Annotated in this window: 15 protein-coding genes and 1 pseudogene; 12 read left to right on the forward strand and 4 right to left on the reverse strand. The window is 47.3% G+C overall.

The window, feature by feature from the left end:
- Window positions 1-1,305 precede the first annotated feature (1,305 nt).
- The 11 genes from asd to PSHG_RS26200 all read left to right on the forward strand — a co-directional run bounded on the left by asd (window position 1,306) and on the right by PSHG_RS26200 (window position 14,931).
- On the forward strand, window positions 1,306-2,391 hold the full coding sequence (gene asd / locus PSHG_RS00495) for an aspartate-semialdehyde dehydrogenase (protein WP_010267886.1): 1,086 nt from the start codon (window positions 1,306-1,308) through the stop codon (window positions 2,389-2,391).
- Window positions 2,392-3,068: 677 nt separating this feature from the next.
- Window positions 3,069-5,081, forward strand: coding sequence for an exo-alpha-sialidase (locus PSHG_RS00505; RefSeq protein ID WP_010267889.1), 2,013 nt, complete (start codon window positions 3,069-3,071; stop codon window positions 5,079-5,081).
- A 484-nt stretch (window positions 5,082-5,565) separates the two neighbouring features.
- A complete protein-coding gene (locus PSHG_RS00510) occupies window positions 5,566-6,354 on the forward strand; it encodes an IclR family transcriptional regulator (RefSeq protein ID WP_010267891.1) in 789 nt (262 codons plus the stop codon).
- A gap of 498 nt (window positions 6,355-6,852) precedes the next feature.
- Window positions 6,853-7,611, forward strand: coding sequence for an SDR family NAD(P)-dependent oxidoreductase (locus tag PSHG_RS00515; protein WP_010267893.1), 759 nt, complete (start codon window positions 6,853-6,855; stop codon window positions 7,609-7,611).
- Window positions 7,602-8,744, forward strand: a complete 1,143-nt coding sequence (locus PSHG_RS00520) for a hypothetical protein (protein WP_010267894.1) — start codon at window positions 7,602-7,604, stop codon at window positions 8,742-8,744. The genes PSHG_RS00515 and PSHG_RS00520 overlap by 10 nt, the downstream gene beginning before the upstream one ends.
- A 26-nt stretch (window positions 8,745-8,770) precedes the next feature.
- Window positions 8,771-9,142: a RidA family protein gene (locus PSHG_RS00525; protein ID WP_010267895.1), complete on the forward strand. Its 372-nt coding sequence runs from the start codon at window positions 8,771-8,773 to the stop codon at window positions 9,140-9,142.
- A gap of 14 nt (window positions 9,143-9,156) precedes the next feature.
- Window positions 9,157-10,002 (forward strand): creatininase family protein, encoded by an 846-nt coding sequence (locus tag PSHG_RS00530; RefSeq protein ID WP_235781998.1) that lies wholly within the window; start codon window positions 9,157-9,159, stop codon window positions 10,000-10,002.
- Window positions 10,003-10,639: 637 nt separating this feature from the next.
- Window positions 10,640-11,467, forward strand: a complete 828-nt coding sequence (locus PSHG_RS00540) for a response regulator transcription factor (protein WP_010267898.1) — start codon at window positions 10,640-10,642, stop codon at window positions 11,465-11,467.
- Window positions 11,464-13,254, forward strand: coding sequence for a sensor histidine kinase (locus PSHG_RS00545; protein WP_148497586.1), 1,791 nt, complete (start codon window positions 11,464-11,466; stop codon window positions 13,252-13,254). Before PSHG_RS00540 ends, PSHG_RS00545 begins: the two co-directional genes overlap by 4 nt.
- A 125-nt stretch (window positions 13,255-13,379) precedes the next feature.
- A complete protein-coding gene (locus PSHG_RS00550) occupies window positions 13,380-14,426 on the forward strand; it encodes a LacI family DNA-binding transcriptional regulator (protein WP_010267902.1) in 1,047 nt (348 codons plus the stop codon).
- 268 nt (window positions 14,427-14,694) lie between these two features.
- Window positions 14,695-14,931 carry a uracil-DNA glycosylase gene (locus tag PSHG_RS26200; protein WP_210436460.1) on the forward strand — a complete coding sequence of 79 codons (237 nt, stop codon included), beginning with the start codon at window positions 14,695-14,697 and terminating at the stop codon, window positions 14,929-14,931.
- A 90-nt stretch (window positions 14,932-15,021) separates the two neighbouring features.
- Here PSHG_RS26200 and PSHG_RS00560 read toward each other — a convergent pair whose 3' ends face one another.
- The 3 genes from PSHG_RS00560 to PSHG_RS00570 form a co-directional block, all read right to left on the reverse strand.
- Window positions 15,022-15,765 (reverse strand): ABC transporter permease, encoded by a 744-nt coding sequence (locus PSHG_RS00560; protein WP_010267913.1) that lies wholly within the window; start codon window positions 15,763-15,765, stop codon window positions 15,022-15,024.
- Window positions 15,752-16,486: an ABC transporter ATP-binding protein gene (locus PSHG_RS00565; protein ID WP_010267917.1), complete on the reverse strand. Its 735-nt coding sequence runs from the start codon at window positions 16,484-16,486 to the stop codon at window positions 15,752-15,754. Before PSHG_RS00565 ends, PSHG_RS00560 begins: the two co-directional genes overlap by 14 nt.
- A gap of 64 nt (window positions 16,487-16,550) precedes the next feature.
- On the reverse strand, window positions 16,551-17,312 hold the full coding sequence (locus PSHG_RS00570) for a MerR family transcriptional regulator (protein ID WP_010267925.1): 762 nt from the start codon (window positions 17,310-17,312) through the stop codon (window positions 16,551-16,553).
- Window positions 17,313-17,520: 208 nt separating this feature from the next.
- On the opposite strand from PSHG_RS00570, the pseudogene PSHG_RS00575 reads away from it, so the two are divergent.
- Window positions 17,521-17,673, forward strand: a pseudogene (locus PSHG_RS00575) (MerR family DNA-binding transcriptional regulator); the annotation flags it as partial.
- Between the two features lie 61 nt (window positions 17,674-17,734).
- On the opposite strand, the gene PSHG_RS26205 reads toward PSHG_RS00575, so the two are convergent.
- Window positions 17,735-18,013 (reverse strand): hypothetical protein, encoded by a 279-nt coding sequence (locus tag PSHG_RS26205; protein WP_010267943.1) that lies wholly within the window; start codon window positions 18,011-18,013, stop codon window positions 17,735-17,737.
- Window positions 18,014-18,061: the final 48 nt, after the last annotated feature.

Raw genomic sequence — 18,061 nt, forward strand, 5'->3', positions numbered from 1 at the left:
CAATGCAGGGGCATGGAATATGGAAGGGACTGACCGGGCATCTTACCAGTTTTTGATCCATGCCATCAATCGCCTATGCTCCAGCATGAGCTGCTAGGATCTTTCAAGGGGAAAATAAGTATTGAGCCCAATTTACGAGTCGATTACGGGTATAACCTTCATGTAGGCGATAATCTATACTTTTTCGATTGTGTCTTTCTGGATTTGTGTGAAAAACCTAGCCAAGGTTGGCGGGGTTCGAGGGCTGCGCGGGCTGTTGCCTGCGTTTTGTACGAAATGTCGTACAAATGCATGGGGTTGACGGGCGAATACCGGTGATTTGTATGAAACGTCATACAAATTCAGGGGATTGAAGGGCAATTACTCAAGATTAGTATGACAAATCGTACAATTTCAGGAGATTATAGGGGGATTACCTAATATTTGTGTGACAATCGTACAAATGCAAGGGCTTTAAGCTATTAAGGGCCTGCAGCCAGTGTTTTAGATGAATATTGTACAAGGTCGTGAGGTTGAGACGTGATTACCCGAGATTGCTCATTATGCGGGGCGTTTTTGTTTTATTATCAATGGAAGGCCTGTAATCACAGATTCCGTCTCCGATTGACTGACTGAACGGGCTTCGGGGCCTGATGTTAGAGTAGGGTAAGAGGTGTGGGTCAAGTCTTCGCAATCTTGTAGTTGATACAGAATATGATCCAGTGTCGGCGGTTGATTAAGCTCCTCTTTTTGCGGTGTAGGGGTTGGTTTGGTTGGTTTCTGCTAAAGTGAATGAAGATGATAAAGGAATGCGCAATTCGTAGTTTTCCTCCCGCTAATGAAAATTATGCGCCAGGCCCAATTTTGTTTCAATTGGCAAATATGTATTTACCTTCAGGCAGATCTTTGATATCATAGACGCAACATAACAAATGCTACGAAGAGACGAGTAAATAAAGGGATTGCCATATACAGAGAGTTCCGGCAGCTGAGAAGGAGCAATGGCGCCTTTATTGAATAAAGACTCAGAGCAGCGCATCGGAACTAGGGTTTATTATTTAGCAGGGATGGTGCGACAGGGGCTCCTGTTACAGAGCTAGAGTATAAGCATTATGACTTAATGCCGTACTTGAAGAGGCTGGTATGGTGACATACTGGTGAATTTCGGGTGGTACCACGAGCATACAATCTCGTCCCTTAAGACTATGTCTTAGGGCGGGATTTTTTTAATGGCATCCGCCATAGAAGTGCCATGGCTAAGCAGGGCTTGCAATGAAGAAACGTCTCTTGAATTTTCAACAGTTTCCAGAAAGGATGATGGTTGCTATGACAGCAAATTTAAAAGTAGGTATTGTCGGCGGAACCGGTATGGTTGGCCAAAGATTTGTCCAGCTGCTTGACCAGCACCCCTGGTTTGAAGTGACATCGATTGCAGCAAGCAGCAGTTCTGCAGGGAAGACTTATGAGGAAGCCGTTCAAAACAGATGGAAGCTTTCCGAATCGATTCCGCAGGCAGTTCGTCAGATTGTGGTGCAAAATGCTGCAGACGTGGAGAAAGTGGCCAGTGAGGTAGACTTTGTCTTTTGTGCCGTTGATATGAATAAGGATGAAATTAAAGCATTAGAAGAAGCATATGCGAAAACGGGAACTCCGGTTGTCTCGAATAATTCTGCCCATCGTTGGACACCGGACGTGCCGATGGTAGTTCCGGAGCTGAACCCCCAGCATTTGGATGTTATCGCCGCTCAACGCAAACGTCTGGGGACATCAACTGGTTTTATTGCCGTGAAACCAAACTGTTCGATTCAGAGCTACGTGCCTATGCTGCATGCTCTTCTGGACTTTAAGCCGACAAAGGTTCTTACTTCGACTTATCAAGCGATTTCCGGTGCCGGCAAGAACTTTACCGATTGGCCGGAAATGCTCGATAATATTATTCCTTATATTGGCGGGGAAGAGGAAAAAAGTGAACAGGAGCCGCTGCGCATCTGGGGTCATGTTGCCGACGGTCAGATTGTAAAGGCCAGTGCTCCGCTTATCAGCGTGCAGTGTATTCGCGTACCTGTTACGGATGGTCACTTTGCAACAGTAGCGGTATCATTCGAAAACAAGCCTTCCAAGGAAGCCATTCTTGAGCGCTGGCAAAGCTTTAAAGGCCGTCCGCAAGAGCTTGAATTGCCGAGCGCACCGAAGCAGTTTATTACCTATTTTGAGGAAGATAACCGTCCACAGACCAAATTGGACCGGGATATTGAGGGCGGCATGGGAATAACCGCTGGAAGATTGCGTGAAGATACTTTGTTTGATTACAAATTTGTTGGATTGTCCCATAATACACTGAGAGGCGCTGCAGGGGGAGCTGTTTTGATCGCGGAACTGCTGAAAGCCGAAGGATATATTCAACCGAAATAATATTAGTCCTGTGCAGGGCCGGTATTGACAAGAGCTTTGTCAATACCGGTCTTTTTTTGCGTACAGGGAAGCTAAATCAGTTGATCTGAAATCACAATTCCGTCAAGCATGGAATGCTAACTAAAAATTATTCATGTTGGATTAGCAATGATTTTTTATTTACAGCAGTTTACTAATTGATATATAATAAAAACGTACCTCATAAAGACACCCCGTCTCATAATAAGAGACACTATTGAGGAGGCGTTATGCTGGAATTCATCATCGTTCAATTTTCCGGCTTGGTTTATACCACTTCAGCGAATGATGGCATCATATTGATCGCATCACATTGATTGCATCAAATACATACTCCGTGGTTTTTAAAATTACATCGCATACAGACGTATTTTTCAAAGTTGCATCACCATACATACGCTTTTTCAAAGCCGCACTGCATAGTTTCATATTTTAACAGGATTGGATTTATTAATTGCAAGCGATTACATAACTGGATATAAAATGGCACCATGGGGGGTGATAGCCTACTGAGATATTATTTTTGAGAATTGGCGGGTTACTGATCAGAAAAGAAAATAGAAGTATCACCCGGGGGAGTGGAGTCATCAAAGAGCAGACAGCACGATTTTTAGGCAGTGGAATACCTTCAACATTTTTTAAACGGAGGAGAGCTTTATATGCGAAAAGTCGTATCTGTTGGATTGGTATTAAGCATGCTTTTTTTGATGATTCCTTTATCTGCATCAGCTGCTGTACAGAATCCGTGGGAGCCCGATGTGATCGTAGCTGCGAAAACGGATGATGGTTACAACACTTATTTCCCGGCCATGGAACAGCTGCCTAATGGGAAACTGCTAGTCGTCTATTACAACGCAACCGCTCATCAAGGCACAGATGGTAGAATAGCTATGGTAGAAAGCACCGATCACGGTCTGACCTGGTCGGAGCCAAGGATCATTATGGATACTCCGGAGGATGATCGTGACCCTTCTATTACTGTGTTGTCTGACGGTACCTTGCTTCTCAACTGGTTTATGCGGGAGAATGGTAAAAATCAGGTGTTTGTCTCGCGAAGCACGGACGAAGGCTTAACATGGAGTCCGCCATCCAAGGTGCAGACGAACCTGGAGGAAGCTGCTGTATCCTCTAAAATTGTGGAACTGGATACAGGTGAGCTTTTGCTTCCAATTTATGGATTTTATGCTTCAGAGCAAGGTGTTTATCGCTCTGTTGTTGTGCGCAGCTCTGACGGAGGAATGACTTGGGATCCTTCGCAGGAATCAACGATGGCTGAACCGGTACCGCTTCCGCAGCCTAATCCTTTTCCAGCTATCGGTTTTGTTGAGCCGGTTATCGCGGATCTAGGCAGCGGACACTTGATAAGCATGCATAGAAGTTATTCCGGCAGCGATAATGGAATTGGCTGGATGTCCGAGTCGTTCGATTATGGTCATACGTGGACTCCGGCAGAAAGAACAACCATGTACGCTCATTGTTCGGATTTGCTTGTTCTCAGCAACGGAACAGTTCTCCACACGTGGGGTGACCGTAAATTCGAATTTAGCAGCGGCAGAGCGGTAGTAGGAAGAGTAATGGAGCCAGGCACCGACTGGGAGGATTGGGAGGATGCACTGATTTATAAGAGCCCGGGGTCTACGGATATGGCCTATCCTAGTGCGGTGGAGCTTCCGGACGGACGTATCTTTATCGTATTCTATGATGCACACTCCACCAAGGGCTTTATTGGCGGGAAATTTATCGACATTGAAGATGTTACGGTTAAGAAGCGTGAAGACCGTATCGACCTGCTTGGTTTGTATAATGAGGGGTTAGTGCAAATAGACACGAACCTGGATTTTGAAGATCCGAACACTCCTAGCAGGCAGCACGTCAAGCCGACCGCAGCCATCGATGGGATAGCGAGCATGGCTCGTGCTGCTTGGGGGCGTGTGCCTAACCCGCCTGAATCCTACTACACATTGATTCTGCCGTATACTTATAATTTGAATGCGATTGGCATTAATTTAAAGCCACAGCTCAACAGGCCGCAAAGCGCTGTCGTGGAGTATAAAGACAGCCAGGGACAGTGGCACTCCTTGTTCTCCTACGATCAAGTTGTCCATGAACAAGGAATTCTCGATATTCATGAATTTGAACCGGGGCTGCAAGCTAAAGAGGTAAGGGTAAGAATTACCCAAACATCAGGGCAGGCCGCATTGAGTGAGATTGCTTTGTATGGGGAGCCTTCGCTTGTGCCGCTTGACCTGTTATCCCTCTATCAGAACAATGAGGTACAAATAGATACCGATCTGACCTATTCATCCGGAGGATTCAGCATTACGGGTCCATTAGACGGCAGCCTGGGCTATTATGACTCCGCTACCCGAAACTCCAATACTCCTCCTCCAGCCTATTACATGGTTGAACTGGACAATGTGAGACAACTGGCAGGGGTTGGCGTTAACTTGAAGCCGCGAGACTATGCCCAGGATGCCACGGTTTCTGTATCCTTGGATGGAATCAGCTGGACGCCAGTCATAACCTACACCGGGGCGCGACATAATAGCGAGCGTTTGGACATTAATCATTTTGGCACAGCGGTAGAGGCGAGGTATGTCAAGGTCGAAATTACCGCTTCAGAGGGCTGGCCGGTTCTCAATGAACTACGGCTGTATGAGTTCCGCAATTAATATGTTTGCAGCCATTTATTTTGTGAGAATTATATGCTTTAACATATTATAAGGACGATGCTTCAGAGCCATATTTCTTGACTGATCCAAGTGGAATATGGCTCTGTTTTTGTTCTGAGCATGGCTCTGAATATGTTTGCAGGAGATGGAGCTGTATTTAAAAAACGCTCTCGATAGTGTATAATTTTGGGATCAATCTAGTCAGGGTTGAACCCGGGGTTGCAGCCTTCGAACCGAGACGGGAATGAAATAGCACTTGTCATGGTTTTTAGCTTGTGGCAAGCTTTTCTGTGACCTAATTCGGTTGTAAGATCTTTACACACGCCTAAAAATGTAAGTGGTTCATAGTCTGTAGCTGGTAATCTGTAGTTAGCATTTTTAGTCTAATGTTCCTGGCTGGTTAGCGGTCTGTGGTTAATTGTGGTTGTGGTTCGTGTTGTGGTTTATTGTTGTTGATTAACTATCGGCAGGAGCAGGTGATTCTATGACGGATTCATCGAGCAAAACAAAAGACGCCCCCTATTTTATGATCCAGTCGGTTGACCGCGCGTTAACCATTTTGCAGAGCTTCATCGAGGAGCGCCGTCCTATGGGAGTTACGGAAATTGCCAAGCGTCTTGGCCTGCATAAGAGCGTCGTTCACCGGCTGATGCTGACCTTGCAGCTTCATGGGTACTTGGAGCAGGTACGGGACACGGAAAAGTATATGATTGGACCGAAAGCATTCGAGCTCGGCTCTGTTTACACAGGCGCCACATCATTGATTGATGAGGGAAAACAGATGCTCATGCAGGTAGTCGAAGAAATAGGCATGACGGCTCACTTGGCGATCTTGGACGGACAAACGGTTTTATACCTGGTTAACGTGGAGCCTGATCATTTTAAGTATTTGTTTGGAGCGGTCGGGCAGAGGAAGCAGATTTATAATACGGCGTTGGGAAAATCCCTCACCGCTTGGCTGCCGGCAGAGAAAACGATCACTCTGTTAGCTGACTGCAGCTTTGAGAAGAAAACAAGCACAACCATCACATCGGTGGACGAATACTTGCAGGAGCTGGCTCGGGTCAGAGAGAACGGCTATGCCTTGGATAACGAGGAGTCGGTTGTCGGCATGCGCTGCGCTTCGGCGCCCGTAAGAGACCGGATGGGCGAGGTTATTGCCGCCATAAGTGTGAGCGGGTACAATATTACCTACGAGCGGATTACTGAAGTCGGATTAAAAATGAAAGGACTGGCCGCACAGTTATCACGCCGGTTAGGTTATTACGGATAATGGGTTGATAAAATAGAACTTGCAAAATTGCATGGAAAGTAGTCAAAAATATATGCTATCAACCGCTACCTGGAAAGCTGGAACTTTTGAAGTTCCGGCTTTTGTGCGTTTCAGTATTTACAGCGGCAGTCACGTGGCCTATTAAGATGGTATACAGCGTTTGTTCAGATGGGCTAACTGTGGCCTATTAAGATGGTATACAGCGGTTTGTTCAGATGGGCTAACTGGGACTTATTGAGATTGGGTTTATTATTGTGGATTGTGTGGCTTACTAAGATTCAGCTCCATGGTGATCAGGCTCAGAGGTACTTATCCTTTAGAACAGCTAATCATCCATGTACATTGCGGAACGTGCCCAAATGAGCTTCAGCTTCGCATAACTAATTGATTCCACCTGCAAATTATCCTTGACGGGACTAAATTTACTGGAGTAAAATTTGGGTTGTACCGACGTTTCCGATGCGATTTGGTGCATTGATACAGCAGAGGAGGAGGGGCATGAGTACCAATCAGCTTGACAATAAAGTTATCCTCATCACCGGCTCGTTAGGAGCGTTGGGGCTTGCCGCTGTTGAACTATTTCTTGAGCGGGGAGCTAACGTGGTTGCCTGTGATATAAGGTCTGCAGATGAATCCGGACATATCGGGCAGCTGAATAAGCGATTTGGCGCTGACCGCCATATATATGTGCAGGCAGATATGACCAAGGAAGATGAGATAGAGAGACTAAGCACACAGATAGAGACAACCTTCGGTAAACTAGATGGCGTCTTTCATAATGCATTTACTAATAAAACCCGAAAGATTGTCAACCAGCCCCTTAGTGAATGGGAGGATACGCTGCGAGGGACATTAACGAGCGCTTTTCTTGTTACCAAGCATGCAGCCCGCCAGATGAATGCTAACGGCTCTATTGTGCTTACTTCTTCGATTTTAAGTCGTGTGCCAATAATAGAGAATTCCGCCTACAGCGCGGCAAAAGCCGGCTTGGAACAGTTTGCCCGGGTAGCGGCTGTAGAGCTCGCTGGACAAGGCATTCGCGTGAATGCTATCGCGCCGGGCGATTTCAAAGCCGAGCATGTGCTCGCTCAGGCTAGTGAAGAGCAGGAGAACAGGATGCGGAAGCTGACGCTTGCGGGGCGCAGCGGTTATCCGAATGAAATCAATGAAGTTGCTGCTTTCCTGCTGTCTGATGCTGCTTCTTATGTGACCGGGGCGTTGTATCCCGTGACCGGAGGGTTCGAGCTATGCCGATGACAGACTCGGAAGAGAAGAGCAGCTGCAATAACCAAGCTAATAACCGGCAGCGCAAACGGATTGCAGTTATTGCCACGGAATATAGGTATAATTCCCATGCGGAAATGATTGTAGGCCGTCTGCTGGGGAATTTCGGATATAAACCGCAGGTGATTGTTGCCTCCCTGTATACGGACCAGCTTCCGCCTAACGACCAGAGCCGGGAGGAAGCCGCCAAGCATCATATTCCGATTATGCATACGGTGCCCGATACGATACGCTATGCAGCCGAGCATGGAGGGCTGGATGGTGTCGTCATTATCGGAGAGCATGGAGATTATCCGGTGGATAGCTGGGGGCGCAAGCAATACCCGCGGAGACGGTTTATCGAGGAGACGCTGCAGATTTTGGATGATCTAAAGCTGCGTGTTCCGCTATTTTCAGATAAATTCTTGGCGTGGAATCTGGAGGATTCACTGTGGATCTTTGAGCAGCTTAAGGCAAGGAACATTCCTTTTTTTGGCGGCTCGTCTATCCCTCACGTCATGTTCGCACCTCCATTTGATCAACAGCATCTGAAGGAAGCGCACGAATGGCTCATAGTCAGCTTTTCGAATGAAGTGGAGGCCTATGGCTATCATGCTCTCGAGCTGCTGCAGGCATTGGCCGAGAAGCGCCGTGGGGGAGAAACCGGGATTGCCGCCATTACGGTGACGAGAGGGCCGGCGGTGTGGGAGGCTATGGACCGTGATGAATGGCCAGAGCTGCTGATGCAGCAAGCTCTGGATTTATTTCGGGAGCAAGAACGAACGCATCCAAGAATGTCCGCTGAAATTCCTGTTTTATTTGTAGTGGAGTACATTGACGGTAGCAAAGGCTATGTCATTCAGCAAAACGGTTTGTCAGAACGATGGAGGTTTTCCTTCCGTACCGGGCAAAAGCAGATTATCTCTTCCCTTTGTGCTAGCGGTGAAGATCGTCCGTTCTCCCATTTTGATACTTATACTTCTCTGATTGAACGGTTTTTGCTTACGGGCATTGAGCCTATACCTGCAGAGCGGATCCTGTTCTCCAGTGTATTGATTAACCGGGCGATGGAAGCTTTAGCCAAAGGGCGCACGATCTATACACCCGAGCTTAAACGTACTTATTAGACAAAACGAAAAGAGGGAGGCGCCAGGTGAAAAAGGAAATTGTGATCAAGGGAAAACATGACAAACCGTTCTCCTCCGCTATTGAGACGGAATCATTAGTGTTTATATCCGGACAGGGGGGACTTTGCCCCGATACAGGAGAAGTGGTTGGTGATGATTTGGAGTCACAGACGATCCAGACACTGGAAAATATCCGGACTATTCTGCAGGCTGCCGGCTTAACTATGGATCATATTGTGAAAACTACAATTTATTTAAGTGATGTCAATCTCTATAAAGAATTCAATAAACTTTACAAAACATTTTTTCAACCGCCTTATCCGAGCCGCACAGCTGTTTACTGCGAGCTGAATTACGGGCTGCTTGTAGAGATTGATGCTATAGCCGTAAAAAACTAATTGGGGGGATAACGGTGTCGTTCTTATTCGAGCATTATACCAGGGAAGAATTAAAGAGTATGGCTAATGAAGGGTATGCCGTTGTTATACCGCTAGCTGCAACTGAACAGCATGGCCCCCATCTGCCGGTAGGAACCGATAGCATGATCTGCTGGGAGATCAGCCGGCATTCCGCTGCTCGTGCTAGGGACGGAGGAGCGAAGCTGCTGCTGGCCCCTTTGCTGTCCGTAGGAAGCTCCGATCATCATTTGGCATTTGGCGGAACGCTATCCTTCTCTTCCGCAACGTATTTAAGTATGCTCATGGATTTGGGAGAAAGCCTGGTAAAGGACGGATTTCACAAAATCATCTTTTTGAATGGGCATGGGGGCAATGAAAATATTATGCACCAGGCTGCACAGGATTTGGCTGTACGTCATCCCGTCTGGACGGCTTCAGCTTCCTATTGGAACATAGCCAGGTCGGCATTGGAAGCTGCAAATGCGGCCCAGCTTGGGCGTGTTCCAGGCCATGCGGGAGGCTTCGAAACTTCTCTCATCCTGGCGATCTCGGCTGACAAGGTCAAACAACAGCACAGCCCTGCCCAGCATCTGGAACGGCCATGGATCGCTTCCGGCCCTCAGGGAACATTTGTAGGACGGCATGGCGAGCTTACTGGCGTAAGCGGTTTCACGGATTCATCCATCCATGCTTCCGCATCGGGGGGAAAGGCATGTCTGGAAGCGATTATACAAGCTGTCTCTAGTTGGTTGAGTGAAGTATGCGGCACCATGGAGCCGTTTGTTGAAGATGCTGATAATTATATATCAGCACCAGGTAGGATTATGGGGAGAACGAGCGGGCGTGAATATCCGCTCTAATCGTTAATTTAGAGGAACCATACATCCAGATAGAGCAAGCAGCCAGAATAGAAAGCAGCCAGAATATAACAGTCAGAAAAGGGCATAACTTTACGTCCGCAGTTTCGGAGATGATGGCACCGGGCCGTTGTCTTCCCGCAATAAAGGAAATTCGATTTTTGCCATACTCAGCAGCAGACGGGAATGGGATCGCTTTCAACAATTGAGGCCTGAAGCCGATCATGCTTGGGCTGCAATTATCCTATTGGCTTTCAAATGAGCTTTATTTTGAGGACCATTCCGAGTATTATAATGAAGTGGACGGAGTTCGGGTTCTCGCTGGGAACGGTTTGGAATCCTGCTGACCAGCGGGACTTGAATGGGACTTGAATATCCCCAATTGCTTATCCTACGGCAGCAATGCCGTAGGTAAGCCTGTTTTCATCAGAAAGCATAAGTTATTCGATATCCGAAAACCCGCTTTCTGATTGGCATGAAAAGGTACCGCTAATACCGGGTTTATTCGTCTTCGAATGAGCATCGCTGGAAGCTTTTACTGGACTAATCGGGAGCATAACCCTGTAAAAGTTCCGCTGCCAGGATATAAGTTTTGATCAGCTATGAGGTTAGCAAGCCGTAGAAAAAGGGAGGGGCACTTATGACAGATGCAAACGTTATGCAGGTAGTGCTGGTTGATGATGAGCTGCCTTTACGCCAGGAGCTGCGGTTGTTTCCGTGGCGGGAGCATGGCTTTGAACTGGCGGGAGAGGCGGAGAATGGAGAAATGGCGCTGCAGCTGTGCCGCAAGATTAAACCGCAAATCGTCATTACCGATATAACGATGCCGGTCATGAATGGGCTTGACCTGCTTCGCACCTTGAAGGATGAGCAGCTCAACGTCAAAGTGATTCTGCTGACTTGTCATTCCGATTTTGAATTTGCCCGGGAAGCTTTGCGCTTCGGCGCCGTAGAGTATTTGCTGAAGGTGACAATGGAGTCTGAAGAGCTGGTAAATGCGCTAAATCATGCCCGGACAGCTTATCTGCGGGAGCGGATGCTGGAAGCTAACAAGCAGGCAGCTAATTTGAAAGCGGATTCCTTGTATGGGGATAAGGACAAACATTCGGATATTCCTGCTGCAGTTCGCAAGGAAATTGCAGATGCAATTGATTATATTAGAGAAAACTTGCAGCACTCATTATCCTTAAATGTGGTTGCAGAGCAAGTCAATTTGAGTCCCCATTACTTCAGCAGGCTGTTCCGGGAAGAAACCGGAATATCCTACCAGAGCTATATTACAACCAAGCGGATGGAAAAAGCGGCCTATCTGCTCCGAACAACTTCCTTGCGGGTATATGAAGTTGCTTACGAGGTAGGCATACCCAGTTACCGGTATTTTGCCTCTATGTTCCGGGAGTATGCTGGCATTCCGCCGACAGAATACAAAAAAAGCGGTTTGTTTGTTTCTGCTGCTCCAAAGGGGTGAGCCTGCTGTTAAACCGTATCCGCAACTGGAGTATAGCTACCAAGTTATTTCTGATGATGTTTGTAGTGACCTTGAGTATCGTTATGTTTCTGGCGGTCACCAACTACCAGCAGACAGCCAAGCTGTTTAAGGAGCAAATTATAAACGATGCCCAAGCCCTGATGAATCGGACGAATCAATTTCTCGACTCTTATTTGGATAATGGTCAAAATATATTACTGCTGCTGTCCACGCGAACGGATTTTTTGCAATCGGCTGAAGAAAAGGAGATTAGCGATTTCCTGAGATCAGTTGCGGAAACGAACAGCACCATCCTGAAAACGCTTTACATTGTTCGTAATGACGGAAAGGTGTTCAGCAGCTCTCAGGTCTTTTACGAGGTACTGGGCAATCCAACGCTGCCCGATATTTATGAGCAGGCGAGATTAAGTTATACGGCTATGGTCAGCGAGCCCTATTGGTCCCCGCAATCTGGACGTACGGTAGCTATTGCCCGGCCTATGGTGGATGATAGCAATGAACGGATCGGTGTAGCCATTGTGGAATTGGATTTGGAAAAACTAAGACGCAGAATGGTGGACATCTCTTCAGCCAATCAGACGTTTGCCTTAATATCCGGCCAGAATGAAATTGTATTGTACGATGCAAGCAACGAGCTGCTGCCGATGGTGCGTACAGTATATCCGGCGGCGCTTCCCGACTCATTTCCTAAAGAAATAGCAGGTCTTCCGCACGGCTCGGGTGAATACATGGGAGCGGAAGGTAATCTCGTGACTCTGAAATCCGGCCAGAACCGTCTAGGTTGGACGCTGGTCCTGTTCATAAAGGAAAGCTTCCTCTACCAGAGTCTTAGAGGATTATACGACAGTTTCATGACAGCAGGGATCATTATGCTTGCAATGCTGCTTGTGCTGGCCTATACGATGTCGCGATTTTTTACTAGACCGATAAGACTTCTCGCCCTGCGGATGGACAGGGTACATGATATCGCCGTCATCCCTAATGTGGAGACTCGCCGCAAGGATGAAATCGGGAGACTTGCCCGCAGCTTTCATGAGATGATGGACCGGATTCAAGGGCTGCTCCGAGAAACTAAAGAGATGGAGCAGCGTAAAAAGGAGCTGGAGCTTAAAGTGCTTCAGAGCCAAATTGCTCCGCATTTTTTGTATAATACGCTGGCTTGTATAGGAAGTCTGGCCAGACAGCAGCGGAGCCAGGAAGTGACGGCGACGATCCGTGCGCTGGTTGGCGTGCTCAAATTTACTTTTGATAGGACATCGGAGTACGTGAGCTTGGGGGAAGAAATAGAGGGATTGCATCAATATATCCAGATTCAAAGAGCCAGATATGGTGACAAGATTGAGTTTCAGTGCGGCATTTCCGAGGAAGCTCTCTCCATGACTATTCTGAAGCTGACGTTGCAGCCGATAGTGGAAAACTGTATTTTTCACGGCATTTTGCCTAAAGGCAGCGCAGGCGGCAGGGTGGCCATAAGAGGGGAAATCCGCAGAGGAAAGCTGCGTTTGGTCATTCGCGATAACGGAATAGGCATGGAGAAGGAACAGTATAAAGAGCTGTTTTCGAAGGTGCAGCGTCCGCTTTCGAAGGAACGGTTTACCGGTATTGGCATGTCCAATGTATATGAACGAATTCGGCTTTATTACGGCCCTTCTTACGGTTTGCGCGTAAGAAGCATACCGCAGCAAGGAACGATAATTGTCATTACCCTTCCCGCGCAGCAGTCCATTAGAAAAGAGGAATTACGATTCGGTGGAGGGACTCACTGACGCTCCTGTGCGTAGAGTGGAAGGGGGGAAGACGGCAAATGAATTCCCTTCTCCGATAGGCGCCCTTGACATGGCTGGTCTATTAACGCTATCTTGAACTTACCTGATTAGCAAGGAGAATGCCAATGGTAACCCGAAACGATGTAGCCAAGCATGCCGGAGTTTCTGTCGCAGTAGTGTCTTATGTCATTAATAATAAGAATAATGTGAAGGAATCGACCCGCAGGCGGGTACTGCAATCTATAAAAGAATTGGGATATAATCCGAATCTGGCGGCGCGCAGCTTAAAAACGAAGAGAACGAATCAGTTTGGTGTATTATTCAACAATTTAGGGAACCCGTTTGAGACCGGAATTTCTCTCGGACTTGAGGCGAAAGCCAGGGAGTACGGGCAATCTCTTATTTTTCAAACGTTTGTGCGGGAAGAAGAGGAGAAGCTGAAGACCATCTTCATGGGACGAACCGACGGTCTTATTCTGCTAGGGCAAAGTTTTCAGCCGGAGACGGTGGAATACTTTGATCGTCTAGGTATTCCGATCATATCGATTACTTCTCCTGTTGAGGCGCATCCTTCCGTCAAGATTGTAGATATAGACTGGCATCAGGCAATGCTTGATATTTTAAAGCATCTGCAGCAGAATGGGCATCGCAAGGTTGGCTTTATAGGCAGTCGGATGCGGGATCATCATCTCCATTATCGTTACCAGCAGTTTTTGCGAGCGGTTAAGGATACCGGAATGGAGTTTCAGGAGGACTGGCTGCTGCTGGCAGATGGGCGGCTGGAGACCGCTTATATGGAGATGAGCGGAAAGCTTGATTCGTCATCCAGGCTGCCGTTCAGCGCCATCGTCTGTGCCAACGATTTAATGGCTATTGGGGTGTTGTCTGCTTGCAAAGACAAAGGGACTAACGTACCGGAGGAGCTATCCATCATCGGCTGTGAGAATATTTTGATGGCTTCCCATACGACTCCTGCAGTTACAACGATTCATTACCCCCGCCGGCTGATCGGCTTTACCGCAATTGAGTGCATGATGAAGGCCGTGGACAAGGAAAGCACGAAGCCAGAGGGGGCAACACTGGCCTATCATTTGGAGGTGCGCGACTCTTCAGGGCGCCGGCAAGGAGATTTCTCCGGCCTTGTGAGGAAGCCGCCCTTCCTGAATTTGTGAGAGGTTCGGATAGATCGATAATTCCATTTCGTCATATTCTCGAAGCTGCAAGTTCATCCCGCTGTTTTTCAGCCTGGATATGCAAGCGTGAGATGACTGCCGACAAAGGATAAGCGGCTCTCCTTCTCTACGAGAGACTTTTGCTTGTTCCGTGATATTATAAAAGGTTGCGTACCGGTATACGGTAGAGAAAAGCAGCATTGAACAGAGCCTGCCGTTTCTGGAAAAGGAGCTTGGCTTGTTCCCCCATGTGAGGGTGATCATGCTGATGGGGGATGTAGCCAAAAAAGCGTTTAATCTCCTTGCCAAGAAAAAAACCGGAAAAAACGCCGTGCCATCGATTTCAACCTACAAGATTCGCCACAGTGAAATCTATTATGGTAGTGTAAGGGTCATGCCTTCGTATATGATGACTGGAGGCAATATTTTGATTGAAAAATCCAAATTTGAAATGGCCTCTGAAGATATAGCGCTTATGGCCAAACTCATTCGTGAACAGCCTTAATTCGATCAGATTGGAATAAGGGCGGAACTGTTCAAGGTTGGTCCGTGAACGAATGTTATGCCCTGACGGCAATGCATCCGTACATGCGTCTTATTCCCATTTGAAAAAACGAAGAGACAGACTTATACACAGCACTGTGAGCACAATCATCACTACTACGGGAATGATCACACTATCCAGAGGCAAGCCGAGCGAAGCGGCTTTCAACATCTTAATACCCTGTGTAAGCGGCAATAGATCGGCCGCGTTTTGAAGCGACGCGGGCATGATCTCATAAGGCAAGGTAGCCCCGGAAAAAATCAGCATGGGAAAATAAAGCAGGCTGGCTATAGCGCCTGCTGTTTTCGTGTTGGGCGCAAGTCCGCCCACCAGAAGTCCAATGCTGAACATGGACAGCATGACCAGCAAGTATGCCCCTGCAAATGGCAGCCATGAACCATGAAATTGATAACCAAAAACAAGCGTCGCACTCAAATAAACAAGGATAAGCGAAGCGATGGAATAGATCGTATAAATGACAACCTGTACGGCCAAGATGAGGGCGGGAGGGGTCGGCGTTACCTTGAAGCGTTTCAGTATCCTCCTGCTGCGATAGTCGGAAATCACCAAAGGAAGGCCCATTACGCCTCCGGCGCAGATCGCAATGGTCGCCAGCGCGCCAAAGGATTGCTCCAGGAACGTATAAGCTGCGCCATCGTAAGCCGGCTTATTGCCGAAAATTGCCCCTATAATGATCACTGCAACGACGGGCATGCAGATGGCAAAGATGAACATATCCATCCCGCGCAGCGACAGCTTGCCTTCGGTTTTGAGCAGCGTTCTAAATGCTTTCATTTTCGCTTCCCTCCTCGTCTGTATACCAAAGATAGGCATCCTCGAATGTTTCATGCGGGCTGGCCGCAATCGCTTCTTGCACGGTGCCGTAAAAAATGCTTTTCCCTTTTTTCAGAATCATGACGTTGTCACAGAGCGCTTCCACCTCGTCCATGAAGTGAGAGGTCAACACAATGGTTAATCCTCTTGCTTTTAAATCGGAAAGACTTTTCCAGACATCCCGTCTTGCTCTCGCATCAAGCCCGGTCGTCAGCTCGTCCAAAAAGACGACTTCGGGATCGGGAATTAACGCAAGCACGATGAACAGCCGCTGCTTCTGTCCTCCCGAAAGCTCGCTTACTTGGTTTTTCAGCTTGTCGGACAGCCCGAACTGTTGCAGCAAGCTCGTATAATCCGCGGCGGTCTGGTAAAGGGACGCTGTAACCTCACAAAGCTCCGCCACTTTGATTTTGTCTTGGTAATGAGCTTCTTGAAATTGAACGCCAACCTTCTCAAACAGCTTGTTGCGTTCTTTTTGCGGGTCCAATCCCAATATCGTCACCGTGCCGCTGTCCGGTTGTTTGGTGCCCAACATACATTCCATGGCGGTGCTTTTGCCTGCGCCGTTGGCGCCCAGCAAGCCGAACACTTCCCCGCGGCAAATCGCCAGATGGAGTCGATCAACCGCTTTGACGTTGGCGTAAGACTTGCTCAAGTTTTCCACCTTGATTGTGATTTCCACGTTATCCAATCCCTCCTGAATTTTCACTTGCCTAAACAAAATAACACCAGCGCAAAGTCTGGTGTTAAAGTGGAGGGTTAGTTGCAAATTGCTTTTTCATCGCCTCAAGTTGAGTGAGTATGATGCGAGCGTTTGTATCGGCGACTTGCAGGGAGGTGAGCAGTTTATCGCATACCGAGATCACGTCATCATTTTCTTCGGGCGTATCAATGGTTGCTCGCAAGTCCGCTTTGGGGTCACGGGATAACGCATTCAGCATTCGTAAAATGGCTGCCAGTGAATAATTGGCACAGCGTAAAGCACGTATCATTTTCAGCCGCCTTATATCCTGATCGGAATAGACGCGGTATCCATTTTGCTTTCGTTTCACGGTCAACAAACCGTTCATTTCCCAATTTCGTAAGGCATCGATGGAGATTTGCAGAAGGTCGGCCGTTTCTCTTCTCGTTAAGCGAGCGTTGCTACGTTCCTGGTTTTCGCCAGACAATAACTTTTCTGCAATCGCAATCGCTTCTTCGGCGTTTGTTTGTTCGGTTTTTATTTGTTGGCCATAACGCTCCGTTAGATGAATGGCTTTGTCGAAATTTCCGGCAGATGAGGCTTTGATAATGGCAATGGCCTGCTTCCGCAGACCGTTTTGCAAAACCTCGACTTCCAGAGCCGTTCTGGCCAACTTAAGCTGTTCCACATGGAAATCTGTAAAAACACGATATCCATTCGCTTTTCGCTCCGGTCGGGGGATAAGGCCAAGCTCCTCGTAAAGCCGCACCGTGTTTGGATGGATGCCAAAACGGTGCGCGATTTCTGCAGTTCGATACGTATTCATGAATTTGATACCCTCCCCCTTAACGATATCATGATTTCATAAGCCTGGTGGTTTAATGGAGGGTTTTATTATAACGAATGAAAACAATGGGAACAAGAATAACCTTATATCCCGCGCTTGCCAGGCGAGTAATCTTCTGCTGATCGATTTATATGGTTGATCCTTACATTGTGTCATAGTGTAATATGAACGTTGTGGAGGTGAGGATATGAAAACGATTAAGCAAGTTTCAGATTTAACAGGGATCAGTGTGCGTATGCTGCATCATTACGATAAAATCGGATTGTTAAAACCAAGCGCGGTAACAGAAGCGAAGTACAGGCTTTATGACGAACAAGCTCTTGAAACCTTGCAGCAAATCTGCGAATATGGCCAGAATCACTACAAATAAAACGGAAGAATTGACGTGTTTTCGGTTCATCTTAGTTCCCCTTAATAGACTTTATTATGGCCTCAATAGATTTCAACTGAAGTTCACATTGCTCATACATATTGTCGAAAATAATATTAATATTATCCGGTACTTTCCCAAACGCTTTCTTTTTTAGCTTGTACCCTGCTTTCATACTCTTGTACACTTCTGTGATTTCCTGCTTTTGCTTCTCCAAGCTGTTTACAATATCATCGTTATTTAAATTTTCCATAAAGGTAAGTGCAGTATAAAATGTTGCCGGGAATACGGTATTTTTAACCTTTTCCAAGACGACCTTTCCTTCCTCACGCATTTTCTTTAACGCTATGGCCTATCG

The sequence above is a fragment of the Paenibacillus senegalensis JC66 genome (genome assembly GCF_000285515.1).
In the GTDB taxonomy this organism is placed as follows: Bacteria; Bacillota; Bacilli; order Paenibacillales; family NBRC-103111; genus Paenibacillus_L; species Paenibacillus_L senegalensis.

Excerpts from the sequence above, each read along its gene's own strand:
- asd (WP_010267886.1), top strand. The coding sequence starts at position 1,306 with ATGACAGCAAATTTAAAAGTAGGTATTGTCGGCGGAACCGGTATGGTT.
- PSHG_RS00505 (WP_010267889.1), top strand. The coding sequence starts at position 3,069 with ATGCGAAAAGTCGTATCTGTTGGATTGGTATTAAGCATGCTTTTTTTG.
- PSHG_RS00510 (WP_010267891.1), top strand. The coding sequence starts at position 5,566 with ATGACGGATTCATCGAGCAAAACAAAAGACGCCCCCTATTTTATGATC.
- PSHG_RS00515 (WP_010267893.1), top strand. The coding sequence starts at position 6,853 with ATGAGTACCAATCAGCTTGACAATAAAGTTATCCTCATCACCGGCTCG.
- PSHG_RS00520 (WP_010267894.1), top strand. The coding sequence starts at position 7,602 with ATGCCGATGACAGACTCGGAAGAGAAGAGCAGCTGCAATAACCAAGCT.
- PSHG_RS00540 (WP_010267898.1), top strand. The coding sequence starts at position 10,640 with ATGACAGATGCAAACGTTATGCAGGTAGTGCTGGTTGATGATGAGCTG.
- PSHG_RS00550 (WP_010267902.1), top strand. The coding sequence starts at position 13,380 with ATGGTAACCCGAAACGATGTAGCCAAGCATGCCGGAGTTTCTGTCGCA.
- PSHG_RS26200 (WP_210436460.1), top strand. The coding sequence starts at position 14,695 with ATGGGGGATGTAGCCAAAAAAGCGTTTAATCTCCTTGCCAAGAAAAAA.
- PSHG_RS00560 (WP_010267913.1), bottom strand. The coding sequence starts at position 15,765 with ATGAAAGCATTTAGAACGCTGCTCAAAACCGAAGGCAAGCTGTCGCTG.
- PSHG_RS00570 (WP_010267925.1), bottom strand. The coding sequence starts at position 17,312 with ATGAATACGTATCGAACTGCAGAAATCGCGCACCGTTTTGGCATCCAT.